The organism is Pirellulaceae bacterium, from assembly GCA_019636385.1.
In the GTDB taxonomy this organism is placed as follows: domain Bacteria; phylum Planctomycetota; class Planctomycetia; order Pirellulales; family Pirellulaceae; genus Aureliella.
Map to the genome: position 1 here is coordinate 236,870 of JAHBXT010000003.1, position 15,408 is coordinate 252,277.

The following is a 15,408-nucleotide window of genomic DNA, read 5'->3' on the forward strand; positions in this document are numbered from 1 at the left end:
TTATTCCTCTGGAGGCTCTTCCGGCGGAGGCTCTTCTGGAGGGACGACGATGCAGGCAGCCTGCATGAACGCCCAGATTCGCACCTTAACAGTCTCGCGAGGATCGTAATCCGGATTTGGAATCTCAGGTCCATCCGGGTCTTCGGGATCTGGAATGGTTTCGGCATCATCAAAATCTGGATTGTCGATTTCATCATTGACCGGCGCATACATAGCGATGAAACCTGACGGTGCGCCGTCGAGCAATCTCTCCCAGTTGACAACATCAATTTCAGGAGAGTTAATTCTTTCGCTTGGATTGTAATCCGGATTTGGAATCTCTGGTCCATCCGGGTCTTCGGGATCTGGAATGGTTTCGCGAGGATCGTAGTCCGGGTTTGGTATCTGAACGATATCACCGATATAATTGCAGCGACGAGCCTTACATTGGATTTGATCTGTGACAGCTTCAGTTAACTTAAAAAAAGCGGGGTCGCCGCCTCCGCCGACGACTGCGATCCAATGGCCATCAACGCGGATAGCCTTGATAATTACATTGCCTTCGATTGGAGTGTCGGAGGTGTTGTAAACCTTCTGTTTCTTGGATTCCGTTCCGTCGAACTTGATACGCGCACATAGGGCTTGCCCCCAATTACCAGTGCCAGACGATTCCCCGATGCCACCCTCCGGCGTCTCAAACAATGCTGACTGGCAGGTTTCATCACCTCCAGACAGAACGGCCGGCGGCATAAATAGCGGTGGGAGCTCGTGATAGCGAGTCACGAAGTAACCTTCACCTGGCTGCCGTTCACCAATTTGGATTGAAAAGAAGTCTACGAATCCATCGGTGGTTTCCGCTGCCTGAGATTGTCCTTCTCCAGTAGTCCTAAATTGGACATTGACACCAGCTAAGCAGTAATGTCCGCCTGAATCCCACCAACCAAGAATGTCCCTGGACAGTCGCTCGCAAAATGCTTCCGTCTCTTCCGTTGTCTCGCTATCGCCTTCCCAGCTGGTCCATATGGCTGGATCGCTGTGAGCGTTTCCACCGCCAATGGTTGTGTTCAAAAAGTTGAAGGCGGTCCAGTCGCCGTCAACCTTGTGCCAGATTTGCAAGCTGTTTGGTCTTAGCGCGGCACCGCAACGGCCACCAGCAATAAGTGTGGCGTTTGGAAGATGTCCCGACAAAGGATCAGCTATATTCTTTTTAGGGCCCAGAATTCTCCGATTGCGAATCTGCGTGGATATGCTGGCATCGTAAAGATAGAACTTGTCCATTGAAGGTTCGTAAACAATGCGCTGCTGAACAGAAAGTGCGGCTGTGTCGAGCAATGTTGAAATAAATTGCGGGCGCGAAGTCTTCACCAGTCGTTGGTCTACTTTGCCATACTCAGCGCTGATTGCAAAGTTTTCGTCGAATTGATTGGTGGCGGGATTGTCAGTGAGCATTCCGATGTTTTCGAGCACGATGCGAAAAAACTTAGTCCAAGCGCTTGGCGGTGACGGTGGTGGCTCCTCTGGCGGCGGTTCCTCTGGTGGTGGTTCTGGCTCTTCTTCGTCAAGTTCGGGGATGCCAGTTGCGAAGAAGTCGTTGACCACGTTTTGATTGAAAAAATATCGTCTATCGACTAACGGCAATAACCAAAGGTCGACGCCAGCTCCTGTGATGCGATGCGGGGCCAGCGGTATCATCTTGATTGACAGCGTTTTTTCCGCCAAGAATTGAACGACAACGGTCTGTTCCACTTGCGTAGATGATGTTTCCTTCCATCGCTCTGGAATGTCTTCCTGACCTTCTACAGTGACGGGTAGAGAATACCCCCAGCATTTGATCGCGATCTTAGAAAGCACATACCAATCCACCACCAATAACGCTCGCCCATACCGTGACATGCCTGTCGGACATTGATATTCGCCAATTTCGATCGGCGGTAACGGTGGATAGAGCGGTTTGAGGTAGGTGTCTTGACTGTCGCAACCCAGAGAGTTGATGATCGGCTCGCGATGATCGCGCGCAAACAGAATACGCTCGGGTGGCAGTCGCACGCTGAGAAAGTTTTTTAGTTGGTGGTTCCAGTCGATCGGAATTGGCATTCCATCGATGGTAATACTACCGCTCATGATGGTGGAATTCCTAGCTGCCAGTCAAACGAGCATGAAAACATCAAATGCCGTCCGCACCATCCGAGTCCGTGAGGTGAGTCGGCAGCTTCGGTACAACGGATATATCGCAATGGAGTGCGCAACAATGGTCGCTGGCCAATTGCCGGTTCCCAGTGCCGAGGGTCGGCTTGATTGTGTGGATCATTGAGCAGTAGCACCGATAGGATGTTTTTTTTCCACGCTGACAGGCCCCGATGCTGATGTAACAAGCGTTGTTCGCCAGATGGTATCCGGTCCAGATTCATTTGAACAAACGGAGTCACAATCACCTGCAAGTCTTCGTTAAGCGTGTGATGCCCACCGCCAGAGTAGAGGGACTGATCGACCGTGCCCGCGCCGACCGCAATGGTTACAAAGTGGCCTCCAGTAGGCCAGATAGAATCATCCGGGATTGCCTGGTCTGAAATAAAGCAATGCCTAGGTTCCTGACAGCCTGGGCAATACTGGCGCATCCGATCCCGAATTGCTGTCAGTATTTCGCTCTCATCTGTAAACCGTCGAAGTTGTGGGTCCATGGCTTACGGCTCCGGTTCCGGCTCTGGCTCCACCTGCTTAACTGGCGCATAAACTACGCTGATTCTTCCACCGGCAATGTAAGCATCGCTTTCGAGCTTTCTAAGTGACCAAACCAAGACTCTTGGCAATTCGGTCAGAGGCATAGAGGAGGCTAGCGTGATTGTTCCGCCGTCAACATTCACTTCCTCCTCGTGGACTAATTGTTGGTCGGTTGTTTCGACGACGAATTGGAGAGTTAAGCCTTCAATCGCCTCCAATTCAGGCGCTTCCATGTTGCCAACCAGCGGGATTGACATCGGAATATTCTCTCGAATAAATAGCGTTTGCGATTTTGCTCCAATGCGCCGCTGTGGAGGATTCGGTTCGTTTGGCAAGATGGTTCCCGCAGCCCAGCGACGAACCTGTTGCAACGCTCGCTCCTTAAATTGCCAATCGCCGTTGTCGTCTTGCTGAATCAACTCTTCCAGCAAGGTGATTCGTACAGCCTGCATGGCTAATTCCGAAAGGCGATATTGTGTACTCGTCGTATTCGCTACACTCACCGTGCCAGTCGCGTTTTCGTGAGCTTCGTATTCTCCTGCTGGCGATTCGCTGTCTGTCAGTTCTCCCCAGTACTCAACAGGATTTTCGACATCTGTCTCTTGATCTTCGAGCTTCCACCTTCCACCGTGATAGTAAAGCGTCCAGAGTCGGCCACCTGCTCCTAAGTACTCCCAGTAGGGATGCTCGTACATCGTTCCAGCAGGCTCCCCGATATTTGCGATGGTCGGATCTGGATCACCACCATCACCAGTCACCTGATAGCTGCCTTCGATCGGCACTTGCACGCCTTCGACGATTGATCGCAGGACGGTATCAATCCTGGCGGCCTTATTCGGGGCAGTTGCACTCTCTGGAGCGTCCTCGCCTGCGAACACTAACCACAAATGCGTAATTCTTGGATCGAGCAAGACGCGATACATGCCAGCGCCACCGGCGTTGGCTAAGACTCTCTTGGTTTCCCAATTATCAAATCCGTTGGCATGGATCTCTGGAACTGGATAAGCATAGTGAACGCCACTGTGTTCGCTTTCAAAGTAAATTTCAATCATGAGACGCGACCTGTGTTATTGATGTTTCATGAGATAGACGGCACTCAGCAGCGCAGCAGCCGTACCGGAATAGAAAGCCATCGTTCCAAGTTGTGAAAACGGATATTGATTGGCTGGCGTGCTCTGCGACTGATAATTCGTCGAAATGGCTCGCAGAAAATGACCCTGCAACCGCTCGTGTTCCGGCAATGCGTTGTAATACTGAGCAAATGCCCGGAGATTATTTAGCTGATTTTGGATTGCTTGCGATCGAGTAACCTCAATCCCGCTGGAAACAGGCATAGCTGCCACCGCAGAATTGATTGCACCGCTCCAGTCTTGATAGTCGAAAACGTTATCGTTAGATAAATGCGATTGTTCACCAGCTTTCGCCAATACGGTCCTGGCGGTGACAATGTCTGACGAATCGCGGCACACAGCATCCAGATAGTCGATGATCCAGACAGCGTTCAATTGAAGCTTGTAGGCCCTGTCTGTCTCATGCGGTGGATTCGTATAAAGCGCAAACCAGGCTGATCGCATTCCGTAAGCGTCAGCCGGGTCAGTAAATGCCTCGAACAATTGTTTAGCCTTCGCTCTTAGCGAAGGATCCTCAAATACTCGCAATAGTCCAACGATTGTCGCTAACAATGGCGATGCGTGGGGGTGCACCCAGATGTTAACCAAGCTGCTTGTACCCCAACCTGATGTGGGCCATTCTTGCGATAAACGAGTGCGGTACCATGTCAGGTAATCGTAATGCTGTCGATCATCAAACAGCAGATATCGCCAGGCCATGGGTGTTATGAACTGGTGATTTGAGAATGGAGACACAGCATTGATGGTGCGCCACGATGGAAGGTAACTGCTGAATCCAGCCGTGGAACAATGCCACCGGCCTTTGCGAATGCGGTAAATTCCGTGCGGGTCATCGCCTGGCGATTCGCTGCTGTCATGCTTGGTAAACATGACATCTACGAAATGCTGCAACTGTTTCCTGGCGGTGTCCAGCCAATGCCGGCCGCCACCACGCAGGCCCATGACTTGCATGTGAGTAATGACGTCATATTGATTCAGGAAGTTGCAGCGCCAGTGCGCTGGGTAAACACGTCCTGGCTGTGATTCGCCAGACTCTTCCAGATTGGCCATCACATAGCGCTGCTCTGGCTCTTTGCCGAATAAATACCAACCCGTATACGGCGCTACGTGTCCAGCGATGCCAACGCGAACTGTTCCGGTCGCGCCAGAATGCGACGAATAAATACCGACTGGACTGTCGCTTGACGGTCCGTGGTAAATGGCGCCTGCTGAGTTATTGATGACCCAACGTGTATTGTCCCAGTAAAGCTGCCAAGTGTGAGAACCCTGTGACACAGTGGCTGTGTTGGCTGGTGGTACAACACCACCAGACTGTGGCGCATACTCGCCAGTTGGCCCAGAACCAGTCAAGCGATACTGAGCTTGAAGTACTCCACTGATGTAACCTCGTAGCCACCAATGCGTACCGTCATGTTGCAATTGCCAGGCGTAGGACTGCTGATAGTTCCACTGCAATTGTCCATTAAACACCGTATCTATAGGTCCAATGTCGGCTTTAGCCGGACTGCTACTAGAACCTGATCCGCCATTGCCACCTCCGCCAGTAACCGCCAGGTAGGTAGCGGACCATTGCCAGCGAGGGCGACTGTTGTAAGTGTCGATCGGCTCGCTGCTGTTGGCTATCGCTGGACTGGGTTCCCCGGTACCGTGAAGGCACAGACGATTCGTTGCTAGCGTCGATGAATTTGGCAATGTGTATTCATCGAACCATTGTTCGATCAATTCTTCGACGTCTGGGTAAGCTGAAAACTCGCCTTGGTAGCTGATCTGTGGGAAACATTCTCGGTGGCATCTAGTAATCCACTGTGGATGCGGCAACGCAAACGATGGCGACTGGACCTCTGCCATCCACGCTCTAGTATGCGCAGCTGAAAAATCACCTGCGTAATAGACGAATGCCAAATGATGCGTTTTCCCGACTCCAGTAGCGTCTGCCACAGGCCGAGCCAATACCTGCTGGCGAGTCCCGAATTCGCTTCCACCGACATCCGCTTCGGCAATTTTGTCGAAACGATTGGCCCAGTCTTTCCATAGATCGTAAGCCATCGTTCGCTGATCAAAGTCCAGTGGTCCTTCGCCGCCCGAGCGTAATTGGCCTCCGTCAACGTAAGCCGCTCCGCTAGGCCATTGACTGCCCTGTAAAGTGATTGTGTCTTCATCAATCACGGTTACATGCCAGACACCGCAAGCGGCTGCTACGCCGATAATGTAGTTGATCAAAACCCTTTCACCGGTCGTCAACCCATGGTCTTCGCAAGTGATCTGGATGAGCCCACTGCTGTTAGTCACGTCAGTAATCGGCTTAGTTGCGCTGGGCTGCGTGGCCCACAACCTGGCTCGAACAGAAGATTGTGTAGCCGAAAATTCACACGGAAATTGACCGGAAAAATCCTGGACGCCAATCCACACCCCACGTTCTGCGGCGGCAGAATGATTCGATTGCCAACCTTCTAGCACTGCGGCTAGCTCTGACATGCTGCCTGATCGGTGCCCGATTTCCAGTAGCGGACTGATTCGATACAGAAATGGAAATGCCTTTTGCTTGGCAACCACCTCAGTAGTCGTCGAAAATGGCTGCGATTCTTCCGTCAAGGAATCCGCGTGAATAACGCCAATGTTGGTGGTGCTAGTTCCAGAAAATCCTGTAGGCAATTCAATGCCGATCTCTCGATAGGCGATATTCAGATTTTCACCGCCAGAGATGGGTACAACGGATCGCTGCGTTTGGACGAAAGTATGCTGGATGCGCACTAACGGTTCACCAGCGCGGAAGTCGTAGCGAATGATTGCCTTGGCAACTTTTTGGCTGGTTCCTTCACGCACGTAATAGCCTTCGACGCGGACGACCGCTCGCAAGCTATTGTGAGATTCGACAACTACTGATATCTCAGAATACTCACCTCCAATACTGGCTCTCTGACCGTTGTGATCGACCAGATACGCACCGAGGCCATTGCCCGTCGCAATTTCCGATTCACCTTGAGTGATCGTAACTGGCGTTGCACCAGACTTAGAAAATTCAAACAGCGATAGCCCTGTGTTTACGGTCAACTCAAGTGAAGTCTCAGACGTCGTCAGGACATGCCCTGGCGTCAGTACAGTTCCATTTACCCTGCCACCACATAACCGATACGTCTCCTCTGGGTCGGCGATAAAATCGCACCACAGCCACTTGATCGAACCGCCTCCCGGCCAGGCCATTCTGCTGGAAAATGCGGCTGGCACCTTTTGTTGCTGAGAATTGACGACGAATAGTCCGCTGATGACTTTGACCATTCCCGGCCTAAGCGGGATGCCGACGCCAACAATCCGGCTTGCGCTACCAGTCATTTCCAGGCGAATTGGAATTTCGAACGATTCGTCTAATCGTGGCGGAGACACGATGGGCGACACCGACGAGACATCGACAACCTTGGAGCTTAAACCGGCCAGCGTCACGTTAACAATCCGTTATAAAAGTTGGTCAGCTTAGTCGCTTCACTTTCATCTAACGCTCGCGGAACAACTACCACCGCGTATAGTCTTTGAGAATTAAACGGGACATCCCAATTGCCCGCGCCAACCGACTGGCCAGACTGCACGGTCTGACCAGCAGCATCCCGCCGAAAGATGGTCACATTGCTTCCCAGTCCCGAAGCAAAATCAACGACCAGTTTGTCGTTGCTTAGGTCGTGCCAGAGGTAGTGGATATCGTCTTGGTCAGCCTCCGTGAGGTCATACGCTGTGACGGCCTTCTGGTAGTTGGTTTCTGCAGTGCCGATTTCTACCTGCGGCCGCCAGGCGATCGAGTATTGTCCGTTGGTGTAATCTGTACCATTCCTCAAAAACTGGAAGGTCGGCGTTAGAGCGAAGGCCGGAATCGAGGTAGCCAACTTAATGCGAACCCACCCACCGCCAATGACTTCGGCAGTAGGAGTTAACCCGCTAGTCGTGCTGCTAAACTCTCCAGTAGCCCAAGTGTATGTGGTGTCTCGCGCTGAGGGGGTTCCTCCGGTCAACTGGACTCGGAACCGTTCCGTTGACCTTGTGCCCTGCTTCATGTATACACTCGCGACTACGTTTTCCCCGGTTGCCGCTACAAAAGGTTGAGCGAACCGACACGTAGTCGCATTGCTGGTCAATCGCCAGGCCGCACTACCACCTAGAGGGTCTGATTCTGTCGCAGCGGTTAGCCCCGTATTTTCCCACGGCGATACGTTCATCGCTTCGGTCTGTAATAACAGCTGCCTAATGCCGCTACGAGGATGCCTAGCCATGATAGGCCGATTGGCTGCGGTACCCTGCGTCGCCAGCAGTGCTGCATTGCTTACATCTCGGACGCTCGCTACAGAACCGCCAAGCGTAGCCGGAGTTGTTCCGCCTGTATCCGAAAACAGTGTTGCCAAATCGAAGCCGTGAAGTATCAGCGCTGGAGACAGTTGCAATGGTGTCCAGGGATTGGTTGCGGACCGTACATGACTGCGATCCGACACGCCCCTGCCAACCGGATGCGAGATAGGGTAGCTAATTGGCCGGTGCATTGTTACTCCGCCGTGCTAACTGTCAGACCTAGACTCGTTCCAGATTGGCTATTCGCAACCTCGAATTTGCACCAAGCACGGCCAGGTAGGCTGAGATTCCGTGGCGTCCTGTCGTAGTATCGCTCGGCAACTTCGTACGTGCCTTCCTCCGTAGGGCTCATTTTCAATACGATATGCGCGCCTGCGAATGTCCCAGTTGGAAAGACCGTGAATTCTCCAATCAATTCGACTGGGTCTTCTGATACGTTGGCTATGAGCAGCGCGGCAACGGCCATGGACTTGGTATCTCCGTTGGTGGGTGGCATTGCCACTTGTGGCAAAAAGGCATTTGTGTCGGTACAGTAACGGTATGCCATCGCAATTTACCACCCCCGAAAAATGTCCGCATTGCGAATCCGACTTGCCAATACCGCCAGGGCATTGGAACTGGGCCGCACCGTGGCAATGCTCCCACTGTGGTGGTATGTATGCGGTGCGAATGGAGTCGGTCGTCGATGCCTCGAAAAAGCGGATATTTGCTATCCCGGCTGACCTGAAACCACTGTGGCCTCTGTTTTCATGGGAGGCCGCTAAAAGCTTTGGATTTCACGCCGACACTCGCTACTACGTGTATGCCATCTGCTATCCTAACGGTTTGCCAATGTACGTTGGTCGTGGAAAGAAACTGCGGGTCTGCCAGCACATTGACGAGCTACGGAGACTGCCGCTTGACCGCTGGAAAGAAAAACATTTCGAGCTTCACGATTTACTGATCCGCAATCAACGGGAGCGGTACCATTTTCTAGCGCTGGTCGATCATCAGTCGCAGGCTGCACAGATCGAACGAGCCTTTGTTCTGCGCTGGCAGCTCAGGCGTTACGGTGGGTTGCTGGTCAATTCTGCAATTCCCGATGCTGCCGCTACACTCACGACACAAGCGGATGACTGCAAATGTCAGGCACTTGATGAAGGCAGCAAGCCGGACACTTCTATGGCGGTGGATCGGCATCCAGACGGTCGCCAGCCAATCTTTCATCTAGACATGCTGGATAGATTCTGCGGGTCTTTGGTAGATTACACTTGCGGTGTCTGCCGGCGCGAAGTATCTGTCCCTCGTGATCTACAAGCCGAAGTGGTTCAGTGCCCACATTGCGCTCATCTATTTGTCCCGCAGTCTGAAGGCTGGGCTCCAGCTCGACGTAATTTTTGGTAGTGCTGCATACTACAATGTTCGCTCGAAACCTGGGTATCCGGTGCGCACTGGCGACCAGTCAGGCGGTGGATCGTCTGGTACTGGCGTGGCGTATTGTTCGCCTCCGACGTCGTAAGAATCTAATTGAATGGGATACTGAAACTGCACTAATGGGCTTGGACTGGTAGCAGACTCGATCGTTTCGCAATAGTCAATTCTACCAGCCGAGAAGATTGCCATCCCTGGGGTCCAATTATTGCTAGGGAAACTGTTAAGCGAAGGATTGTTTGGAACTCGAAACACTTCGTTTATGTTCAGCGGTCGAGCTAACAGGTAGGTTAATTTCATCTGCGCCGTAAACACACGATTAGCATTGTCTATTGACATTCGTGGCGCATCGAGAATCATCTTGGTGCAATCTACCAGTTCTTCTACTACGCCATTTGGATCGATCAGATACTGCGCCGGCACTGGTAATTCTGGCGGCCGCCCAATCCTAGTAGCGTTGACCGTCAAAATCCTGGTCATTACTCCAGGATGTAAATTGATCGAGATGGCCGTTCTATTCCACGGTTTTGGTTGTTGACTACCCTCAACTAGAGGCCGCATATTACGTGGCCCGGATAACGGAAGAATCACCTTTCCGTGGTCAACATCATATTCCATGTCGATATCGACATGGGTATACATAAATTTCCTGGCCTCAGCGTTCGTGGCTGGCGAGGCATCTACGGGCGCAATAGCTTCCTCCACAAATGGAACAGGGGAATTGAATACAAGATAGTCAGCCTGCGCCCAATACTTCTCTGTGGTCAATGGGCTTGGCGTTGGGGTGCTGTTGCCAGGTGGATTGTCGCTGCCAGTGTCATATACATTGTTCGCGAAGCTGATCGTTTGCTTGCCAGGTATTCCGTGCCACTGATTGCACGGTGACTGAAGGTAAGTGGCAAAAATACCAACCGGCGTGTTCAAGTCAAATGGTCGTGGTACCGGCCAATAATCAGGACTGTAGCTAGGGAATAGGTCTGGATTCAAAACCGGGTTTGAGGATTCAACCAAAGCCCGGGAAAGCGATGCTGGCCCGCCAGTAGGCTCTCCTTGGATCATTATTTCGCAGTACAGTCCAACAATAGGCTTGTCAATCGACTGAGTCACGACAAGAGCGTTGCGCCGATATGGGGCCTGCTTAATGTCCTTCGTCCTTCGCGGATCGCCATTAACTGCCGAGGCATTATTGAACCTGGCGTCCAGTAGCCTAAGCGCAGCGCCAACAAGCTGGATTCTGGGAGTGCGCGGCTTCCCGGTTAACTCAATTCGCAACTGCCTAGTAACTTGACAGTTTTCGTTGATCGCCGAATCTGTATGCTCCATTTTCCATTTTACGGCAGGCCATGGCGGAGCAGCTTCCGCCTGTTGGTCTTCGATCCGATACTTCAAAACGATGTTCGTCGGGTCTGACGAAAACCGCACCGATTTTCGGCGGTAACCTGGTCGTAAATGAGGCAAGCATAAATATCGCATAGCTTGCGCCCATGTTTGATGGTCTCGAACTCGCAATTCCCCCTGAATAATCTGAGTCCTGACAAATTCGTCGTCACACGTTTCTTCTGTGCTCCAGGTATTTGACAGGACATGCTTGTTTGATTTTGTGCCATCTGTCGATGGTGAGATTCCACTTGGGACCGTGGATGTCGAGCTAATAGACAGACAAAGAGTCCTGCATACCTCAATTTCAAAACTAATCCGAAACGCTTTTCCGCTGATTACCTCTTCAATGGACACGTCAATCGGTTTCGGACCGTTGTTCGCGTCTACGCATTTATGACGCAAAATCTTAAACTGTTCGGCGTTCGCTCCTGTTTCATATTCGATCTTCACGTCACCGAAGAGACCCTGAATGTATTTGGGATCATCTTCGCTGCCGATATTATTTCCGCAGGCAGCTAGAAGAACTTGGTACTTGATCCCGTTAGGGCTAACTTCGTCCGCCTTCGATGTATCATGCACGGCATACCAGAAATCACGACGAGGGGTTGACAGCCGCCTGTGTATGATTTGCATTCGATCAACCGTGGTGATTTTCTTCTCTGTCGTCTCTACAGTAGATGGGTGTGATGTTAGTTCGTCGTAATCCTCTGCGTTGTCATCACCGCCCATGAATCCAAACACAGTCGAGCTGACACGAATGCGAAACCTACTGTAAATCGTTGTCCCGGACTCGTCTTTTTCCGCATCCTGTGTGAACTTGTGCGTCACGCAGTCTCGTAGTTCGACTCCATTGTAATAAAGGTGTGTGCCACTCATTATAGTTTTCGCCTCCCCTGTCGCTCCTGCTCTAGGGCCCCTTGGCGCTTGACCTCGTCGATTTGCTTGTCAAATTCATTCGGGATATATTCAGACTTTCCGAAAATTGAACTCCTGATCGCTGTGTAAGCTTCCGAAAATGGTTCCATGTAATCAAGAAGCGACACAAGCCTTGCGGAAATTTCCGTCAAGATCATTTGCGCATCGGTGCCAATGACTTGCCAGTCATTTCGCAATCCCTGCAACGCTGCTTCCAGCTTATCCTGCGATTGAACCATCCCAGACAATGCTGGAGCTTGATAGTCAGCTTGCTCACGCTCTCGGAACCATCGGTTTCGATCAAGATCAGCATAGGCCGCCATCAATTGACCATTGTGCTTAACCAGACCTCGCTGATATTCGATGTATGTCTGGTTTACTTTCCCCTGCAATTCACTGAAAGTGTACGTTGCGGCTGCGGCTGTGCCAATTATCCCCGTCCACTCCACAATCGCTTCACCAAAGCTAGACAGGTTTTTCCTGGTCAATATCTTATCGGGATCGCCATCGGATGAACTGTGACTGCCAGAATCATCACCGCCAGGTGGTGTGTCGTTAACTCCACCATTCCCCCCTCGGCCACCATCACCGCTGCTATTTCCGCTGCTAGACAGCCGGTCATCAGATGGTTGATTTGGCGATTCACCCGAGCTTCCCTGCAAGAAATCTTGCATCAGCCCTTCAAACTCTGCATCGGAGTCAGAAAACATCTTGGCAATGCGACTGGCAGACTCTGCGAGTCCTCCGGAATCCGATGCGGCGTGTGATGCCTTGCGCGCCTTAGAGCCATACTTCAGCAACTTGGCCGAATCACCCACATACGGGATCATCGACGCTAGGCTGATACCGGCATTCTTCAGATGCTTACCGGCGTTGGCTGGATCAACGACCATGCGGCCAAGCGACAGCATCGCATTTGCGCCATCGGCAATTGGCGTTGGATCAGCGACGCCAAGCGCGTCCAACCCCATCTGCGCATAGTCCATAAACGACCGCTTGGCCTGGCTGCTACCGCCATCGCTGTCACCGCTGCTACTACTAGAATTGGGTGACTGGGCTTCTTGCGTTGCCGAAGGCACAGAGGTTGAAGATGAAGCGGATTGCACCACAGCAGCCTGCTGGGCGGCCTGCTGTTGCACCCAAGCGGAGACGTTTTCCCTAGTCCCTAGATTCTCGCGATCGGCCAACATTTCCTGCAGCGATGGTCCACCATCAACTCGAGCTGCTAATTCCTGCGGGCCAAACGAATCAAAATCCAGCCCATGCTGCATACGATGGTGAATTTCACCTTCGGTAAAACCATTAACCCTAGGAACTGTCGCTGGCGGATGTGGATTTCTGGCCGTTAGCCGCGATTGACCAGATCGCAAAGAATCGAAGTCAATGAACTGCGACAAATTCCCGGCTTGCCCCAGCCAAACGTCATGCACGGGAACCGATGAATTTCCGCCACCATCTGCCGGGGTGTAGTACGCCTGGCCACCACCATGGAGGTGATCGGCCAACGAATCGGGCGAATCAAACTGCAATGGTCCGAAATCATCCTCCGGCGGTGACGATTCGATGGTTGCTATGCTTTCCGATCCGCCAGATTGTGAGTGTGAGTCGGCCCTCTGGCCATACGAATAGATCTTTTCCTTAGGCAACAGATATTGCTGACCGGTTTCGTCCTTGACCCAGTATTCAAATTCCGATTTGTCGCCAAATCCATATTTCGTTTGGCGACTATGTGTAACACTGCCTCGAACTAATTGCCCGTCCGGACCTTCTACCCAGACCGAATCGCCTCGGCTAAATATTTGCGGCTGAAATTCTGGATAATGGTTCATTGGTCGTTAGTTCGCCTGATATCGTTGATACTCAAATTCGGCTCGATCGCGATCGTTATACAGTGCCTCGAACCATACTCTGGTCAATTGTGCGCCAACACGCTTGCCTGCACCCGCCACGATACCAAGTTGCACGATTTTGGCCGCGCGTATCTGCGAACGTTCCTGAAGGATGTACAGCGCGAACAACTGTTCGTGCGAGCGGATGCTGGCTATGTTGCATCCGTAGAGAGCGCAGCAATCGACCCAGGCTTGATGTTTTTTTTTACAGCCTGGCAGTAAAGATAGAACGTGTCTAGCAAGCTCTTCCGCTCCGCAATAGTCAGTCCACGCCCATCAGCGTATGGCTGAACGCCGAAGATGTCCGACACGGCGCCTGCGATAATTTCGATGGCCTCGCGATTTCCATTCTTCGCCTGCTGGAGATGCTTGGCCGGCAAATATTTAGGGTGTGTCTCCAGCGCATGGATTACTTCGATCGGGTCGATTGATCGCCAGCGCTGCCCGTCAAAATACGCGAAGATACGCGGCGACGATCGAACGCGCCTTCTGGATCGCAAGCGAAATAGTAGGTTTGAAATGCGAACCGAAATCCAGGTCATCATGATTTACTGCAATTTTCCAGCGCTTTGAGCCGCTCTTCCATCCTGGCCAGTTGAATCCGAGTTGTCTCATGCTCTCGGTGACACTGACTAACATTCTCTGTCAATGTGACTGCATTTCCTCGAAGAGAAACGACTTCGCCTTCCAAATCCTTGATTCGATCTTCGTATGTCTTTACCTGCACACGATACAGTCCGGCAATTACACTTGACAGTGCAAGTACGATAGCTGCGATCCCGCCCAGCACCCAGTTCATAAAAGAGTTGTCATGGGTTTCCGCTGGTGGCCCCTGCGCCAGCAGTGTTGTAATCTTTTTGAAATTCAATGCAAAAGTTCCTTGAAATTCAACTTACACCAGAACTTTTCACGTTACGCTACGCTACCGCCAGCCAAAGAGCCTCTGGAAAAACGAACCGCGAATAAACGACCGAACTGGCTGAATGCGGCGACTGCTCGAATAATTGCTATGGCTACCACTGCCATAGTTTTGCGTACTGTAAACTGTTGTCGAATATCCATTACCGCCGCTATAGCTGCCTGAACTATAGCCAGTTGAACCATAATTCTGGACATCAGAATGAACTGATTGCCGGTAGGGCGGCGCTACTGCGCCGGCAACTACGTTAACAGCTGTGCTGGCGGCCTGCTCAACAACATTGGCGGTTGGTCGCGATGGTCTAGGAATGGGGCAAGCACCGCCAGGGCAGTCGCCGGAAATCGCGTAGCGCACCTGGCTAACTTGCGGAATTGGCTGTCCGGCTTTCACAGGCCCAACTACATCATGGATTGCGTCGTGCTCAGCGAGCATCTGATCTCGTGTCATGCCGGTAGGATCAATGCCATGCTGTCGCAGGTGGCTTTCGATCGTGCCAGGATGTGTCCACCTCGCGCGATAGCCGACCAGTTTCTCTATGCTGTCGAGCTGCTGTTCCATGCCCGTTAGAGCCGAATCTAATTGCACCATTGCCGGTGGGCTGCTGGACGCCTGAATCAGCTCCGGTCCCTTGGTTAGCATTCCGGTCAACATCGCTACCAGTGCCACTACAATCATTTGAATCTTCACCGTCTTCACTCCTAAGGATACGTGGAAATCGGTCCAGAACTGCCTGAACCCG

The 15,408-nt window shown here is 52.0% G+C and carries 13 protein-coding genes; 1 reads left to right on the plus strand and 12 read right to left on the minus strand.

Annotated elements, in window-relative coordinates; translation table 11 throughout:
* The 6 genes from KF752_11655 to KF752_11680 are packed head-to-tail and all read right to left on the minus strand — an operon-like array spanning position 1 to position 8,703.
* The gene (locus KF752_11655; protein ID MBX3422200.1) at positions 1-2,100 is read right to left on the minus strand and encodes a hypothetical protein; all 2,100 of its coding nucleotides are present in this window, start codon (positions 2,098-2,100) and stop codon (positions 1-3) included.
* Positions 2,097-2,657, minus strand: coding sequence for a hypothetical protein (locus KF752_11660; GenBank protein MBX3422201.1), 561 nt, complete (start codon positions 2,655-2,657; stop codon positions 2,097-2,099). The genes KF752_11655 and KF752_11660 overlap by 4 nt, the downstream gene beginning before the upstream one ends.
* A gap of 3 nt (positions 2,658-2,660) precedes the next feature.
* Complete coding sequence (locus KF752_11665; protein ID MBX3422202.1) at positions 2,661-3,749, minus strand: hypothetical protein; 1,089 nt, start codon at positions 3,747-3,749, stop codon at positions 2,661-2,663.
* 15 nt (positions 3,750-3,764) lie between these two features.
* Positions 3,765-7,265, minus strand: coding sequence for a hypothetical protein (locus tag KF752_11670; protein ID MBX3422203.1), 3,501 nt, complete (start codon positions 7,263-7,265; stop codon positions 3,765-3,767).
* On the minus strand, positions 7,262-8,347 hold the full coding sequence (locus KF752_11675) for a hypothetical protein (protein ID MBX3422204.1): 1,086 nt from the start codon (positions 8,345-8,347) through the stop codon (positions 7,262-7,264). The genes KF752_11670 and KF752_11675 overlap by 4 nt, the downstream gene beginning before the upstream one ends.
* 2 nt (positions 8,348-8,349) lie before the next feature.
* A complete protein-coding gene (locus KF752_11680; GenBank protein MBX3422205.1) occupies positions 8,350-8,703 on the minus strand; it encodes a hypothetical protein in 354 nt (117 codons plus the stop codon).
* Between KF752_11680 and KF752_11685 the strand changes: the two genes are divergently transcribed.
* Positions 8,697-9,539 (plus strand): hypothetical protein, encoded by an 843-nt coding sequence (locus KF752_11685; GenBank protein ID MBX3422206.1) that lies wholly within the window; start codon positions 8,697-8,699, stop codon positions 9,537-9,539. The genes KF752_11680 and KF752_11685 overlap by 7 nt on opposite strands.
* Positions 9,540-9,548: 9 nt before the next feature.
* Here KF752_11685 and KF752_11690 read toward each other — a convergent pair whose 3' ends face one another.
* Genes KF752_11690 through KF752_11715 form a run of 6 tightly spaced genes read right to left on the minus strand, consistent with a single transcriptional unit; the run spans position 9,549 to position 15,356 of the window.
* Positions 9,549-11,822 (minus strand): hypothetical protein, encoded by a 2,274-nt coding sequence (locus KF752_11690; GenBank protein MBX3422207.1) that lies wholly within the window; start codon positions 11,820-11,822, stop codon positions 9,549-9,551.
* A complete protein-coding gene (locus KF752_11695) occupies positions 11,822-13,690 on the minus strand; it encodes a hypothetical protein (GenBank protein ID MBX3422208.1) in 1,869 nt (622 codons plus the stop codon). The genes KF752_11690 and KF752_11695 overlap by 1 nt, the downstream gene beginning before the upstream one ends.
* A gap of 6 nt (positions 13,691-13,696) precedes the next feature.
* A complete protein-coding gene (locus KF752_11700; protein ID MBX3422209.1) occupies positions 13,697-13,879 on the minus strand; it encodes a hypothetical protein in 183 nt (60 codons plus the stop codon).
* A 23-nt stretch (positions 13,880-13,902) separates the two neighbouring features.
* A complete protein-coding gene (locus tag KF752_11705) occupies positions 13,903-14,295 on the minus strand; it encodes a hypothetical protein (protein MBX3422210.1) in 393 nt (130 codons plus the stop codon).
* Complete coding sequence (locus tag KF752_11710) at positions 14,292-14,618, minus strand: hypothetical protein (protein MBX3422211.1); 327 nt, start codon at positions 14,616-14,618, stop codon at positions 14,292-14,294. The genes KF752_11705 and KF752_11710 overlap by 4 nt, the downstream gene beginning before the upstream one ends.
* Positions 14,619-14,672: 54 nt before the next feature.
* On the minus strand, positions 14,673-15,356 hold the full coding sequence (locus tag KF752_11715; protein ID MBX3422212.1) for a hypothetical protein: 684 nt from the start codon (positions 15,354-15,356) through the stop codon (positions 14,673-14,675).
* Between the last annotated feature and the right edge of the window lie 52 nt (positions 15,357-15,408).

What these genes read in the sequence shown, in the direction of transcription:
- KF752_11655 (MBX3422200.1), bottom strand. Translation starts at nt 2,100, where the DNA reads ATGAGCGGTAGTATTACCATCGATGGAATGCCAATTCCGATCGACTGG.
- KF752_11660 (MBX3422201.1), bottom strand. Translation starts at nt 2,657, where the DNA reads ATGGACCCACAACTTCGACGGTTTACAGATGAGAGCGAAATACTGACA.
- KF752_11665 (MBX3422202.1), bottom strand. Translation starts at nt 3,749, where the DNA reads ATGATTGAAATTTACTTTGAAAGCGAACACAGTGGCGTTCACTATGCT.
- KF752_11675 (MBX3422204.1), bottom strand. Translation starts at nt 8,347, where the DNA reads ATGCACCGGCCAATTAGCTACCCTATCTCGCATCCGGTTGGCAGGGGC.
- KF752_11685 (MBX3422206.1), top strand. Translation starts at nt 8,697, where the DNA reads ATGCCATCGCAATTTACCACCCCCGAAAAATGTCCGCATTGCGAATCC.
- KF752_11680 (MBX3422205.1), bottom strand. Translation starts at nt 8,703, where the DNA reads ATGGCATACCGTTACTGTACCGACACAAATGCCTTTTTGCCACAAGTG.
- KF752_11690 (MBX3422207.1), bottom strand. Translation starts at nt 11,822, where the DNA reads ATGAGTGGCACACACCTTTATTACAATGGAGTCGAACTACGAGACTGC.
- KF752_11695 (MBX3422208.1), bottom strand. Translation starts at nt 13,690, where the DNA reads ATGAACCATTATCCAGAATTTCAGCCGCAAATATTTAGCCGAGGCGAT.
- KF752_11705 (MBX3422210.1), bottom strand. Translation starts at nt 14,295, where the DNA reads ATGATGACCTGGATTTCGGTTCGCATTTCAAACCTACTATTTCGCTTG.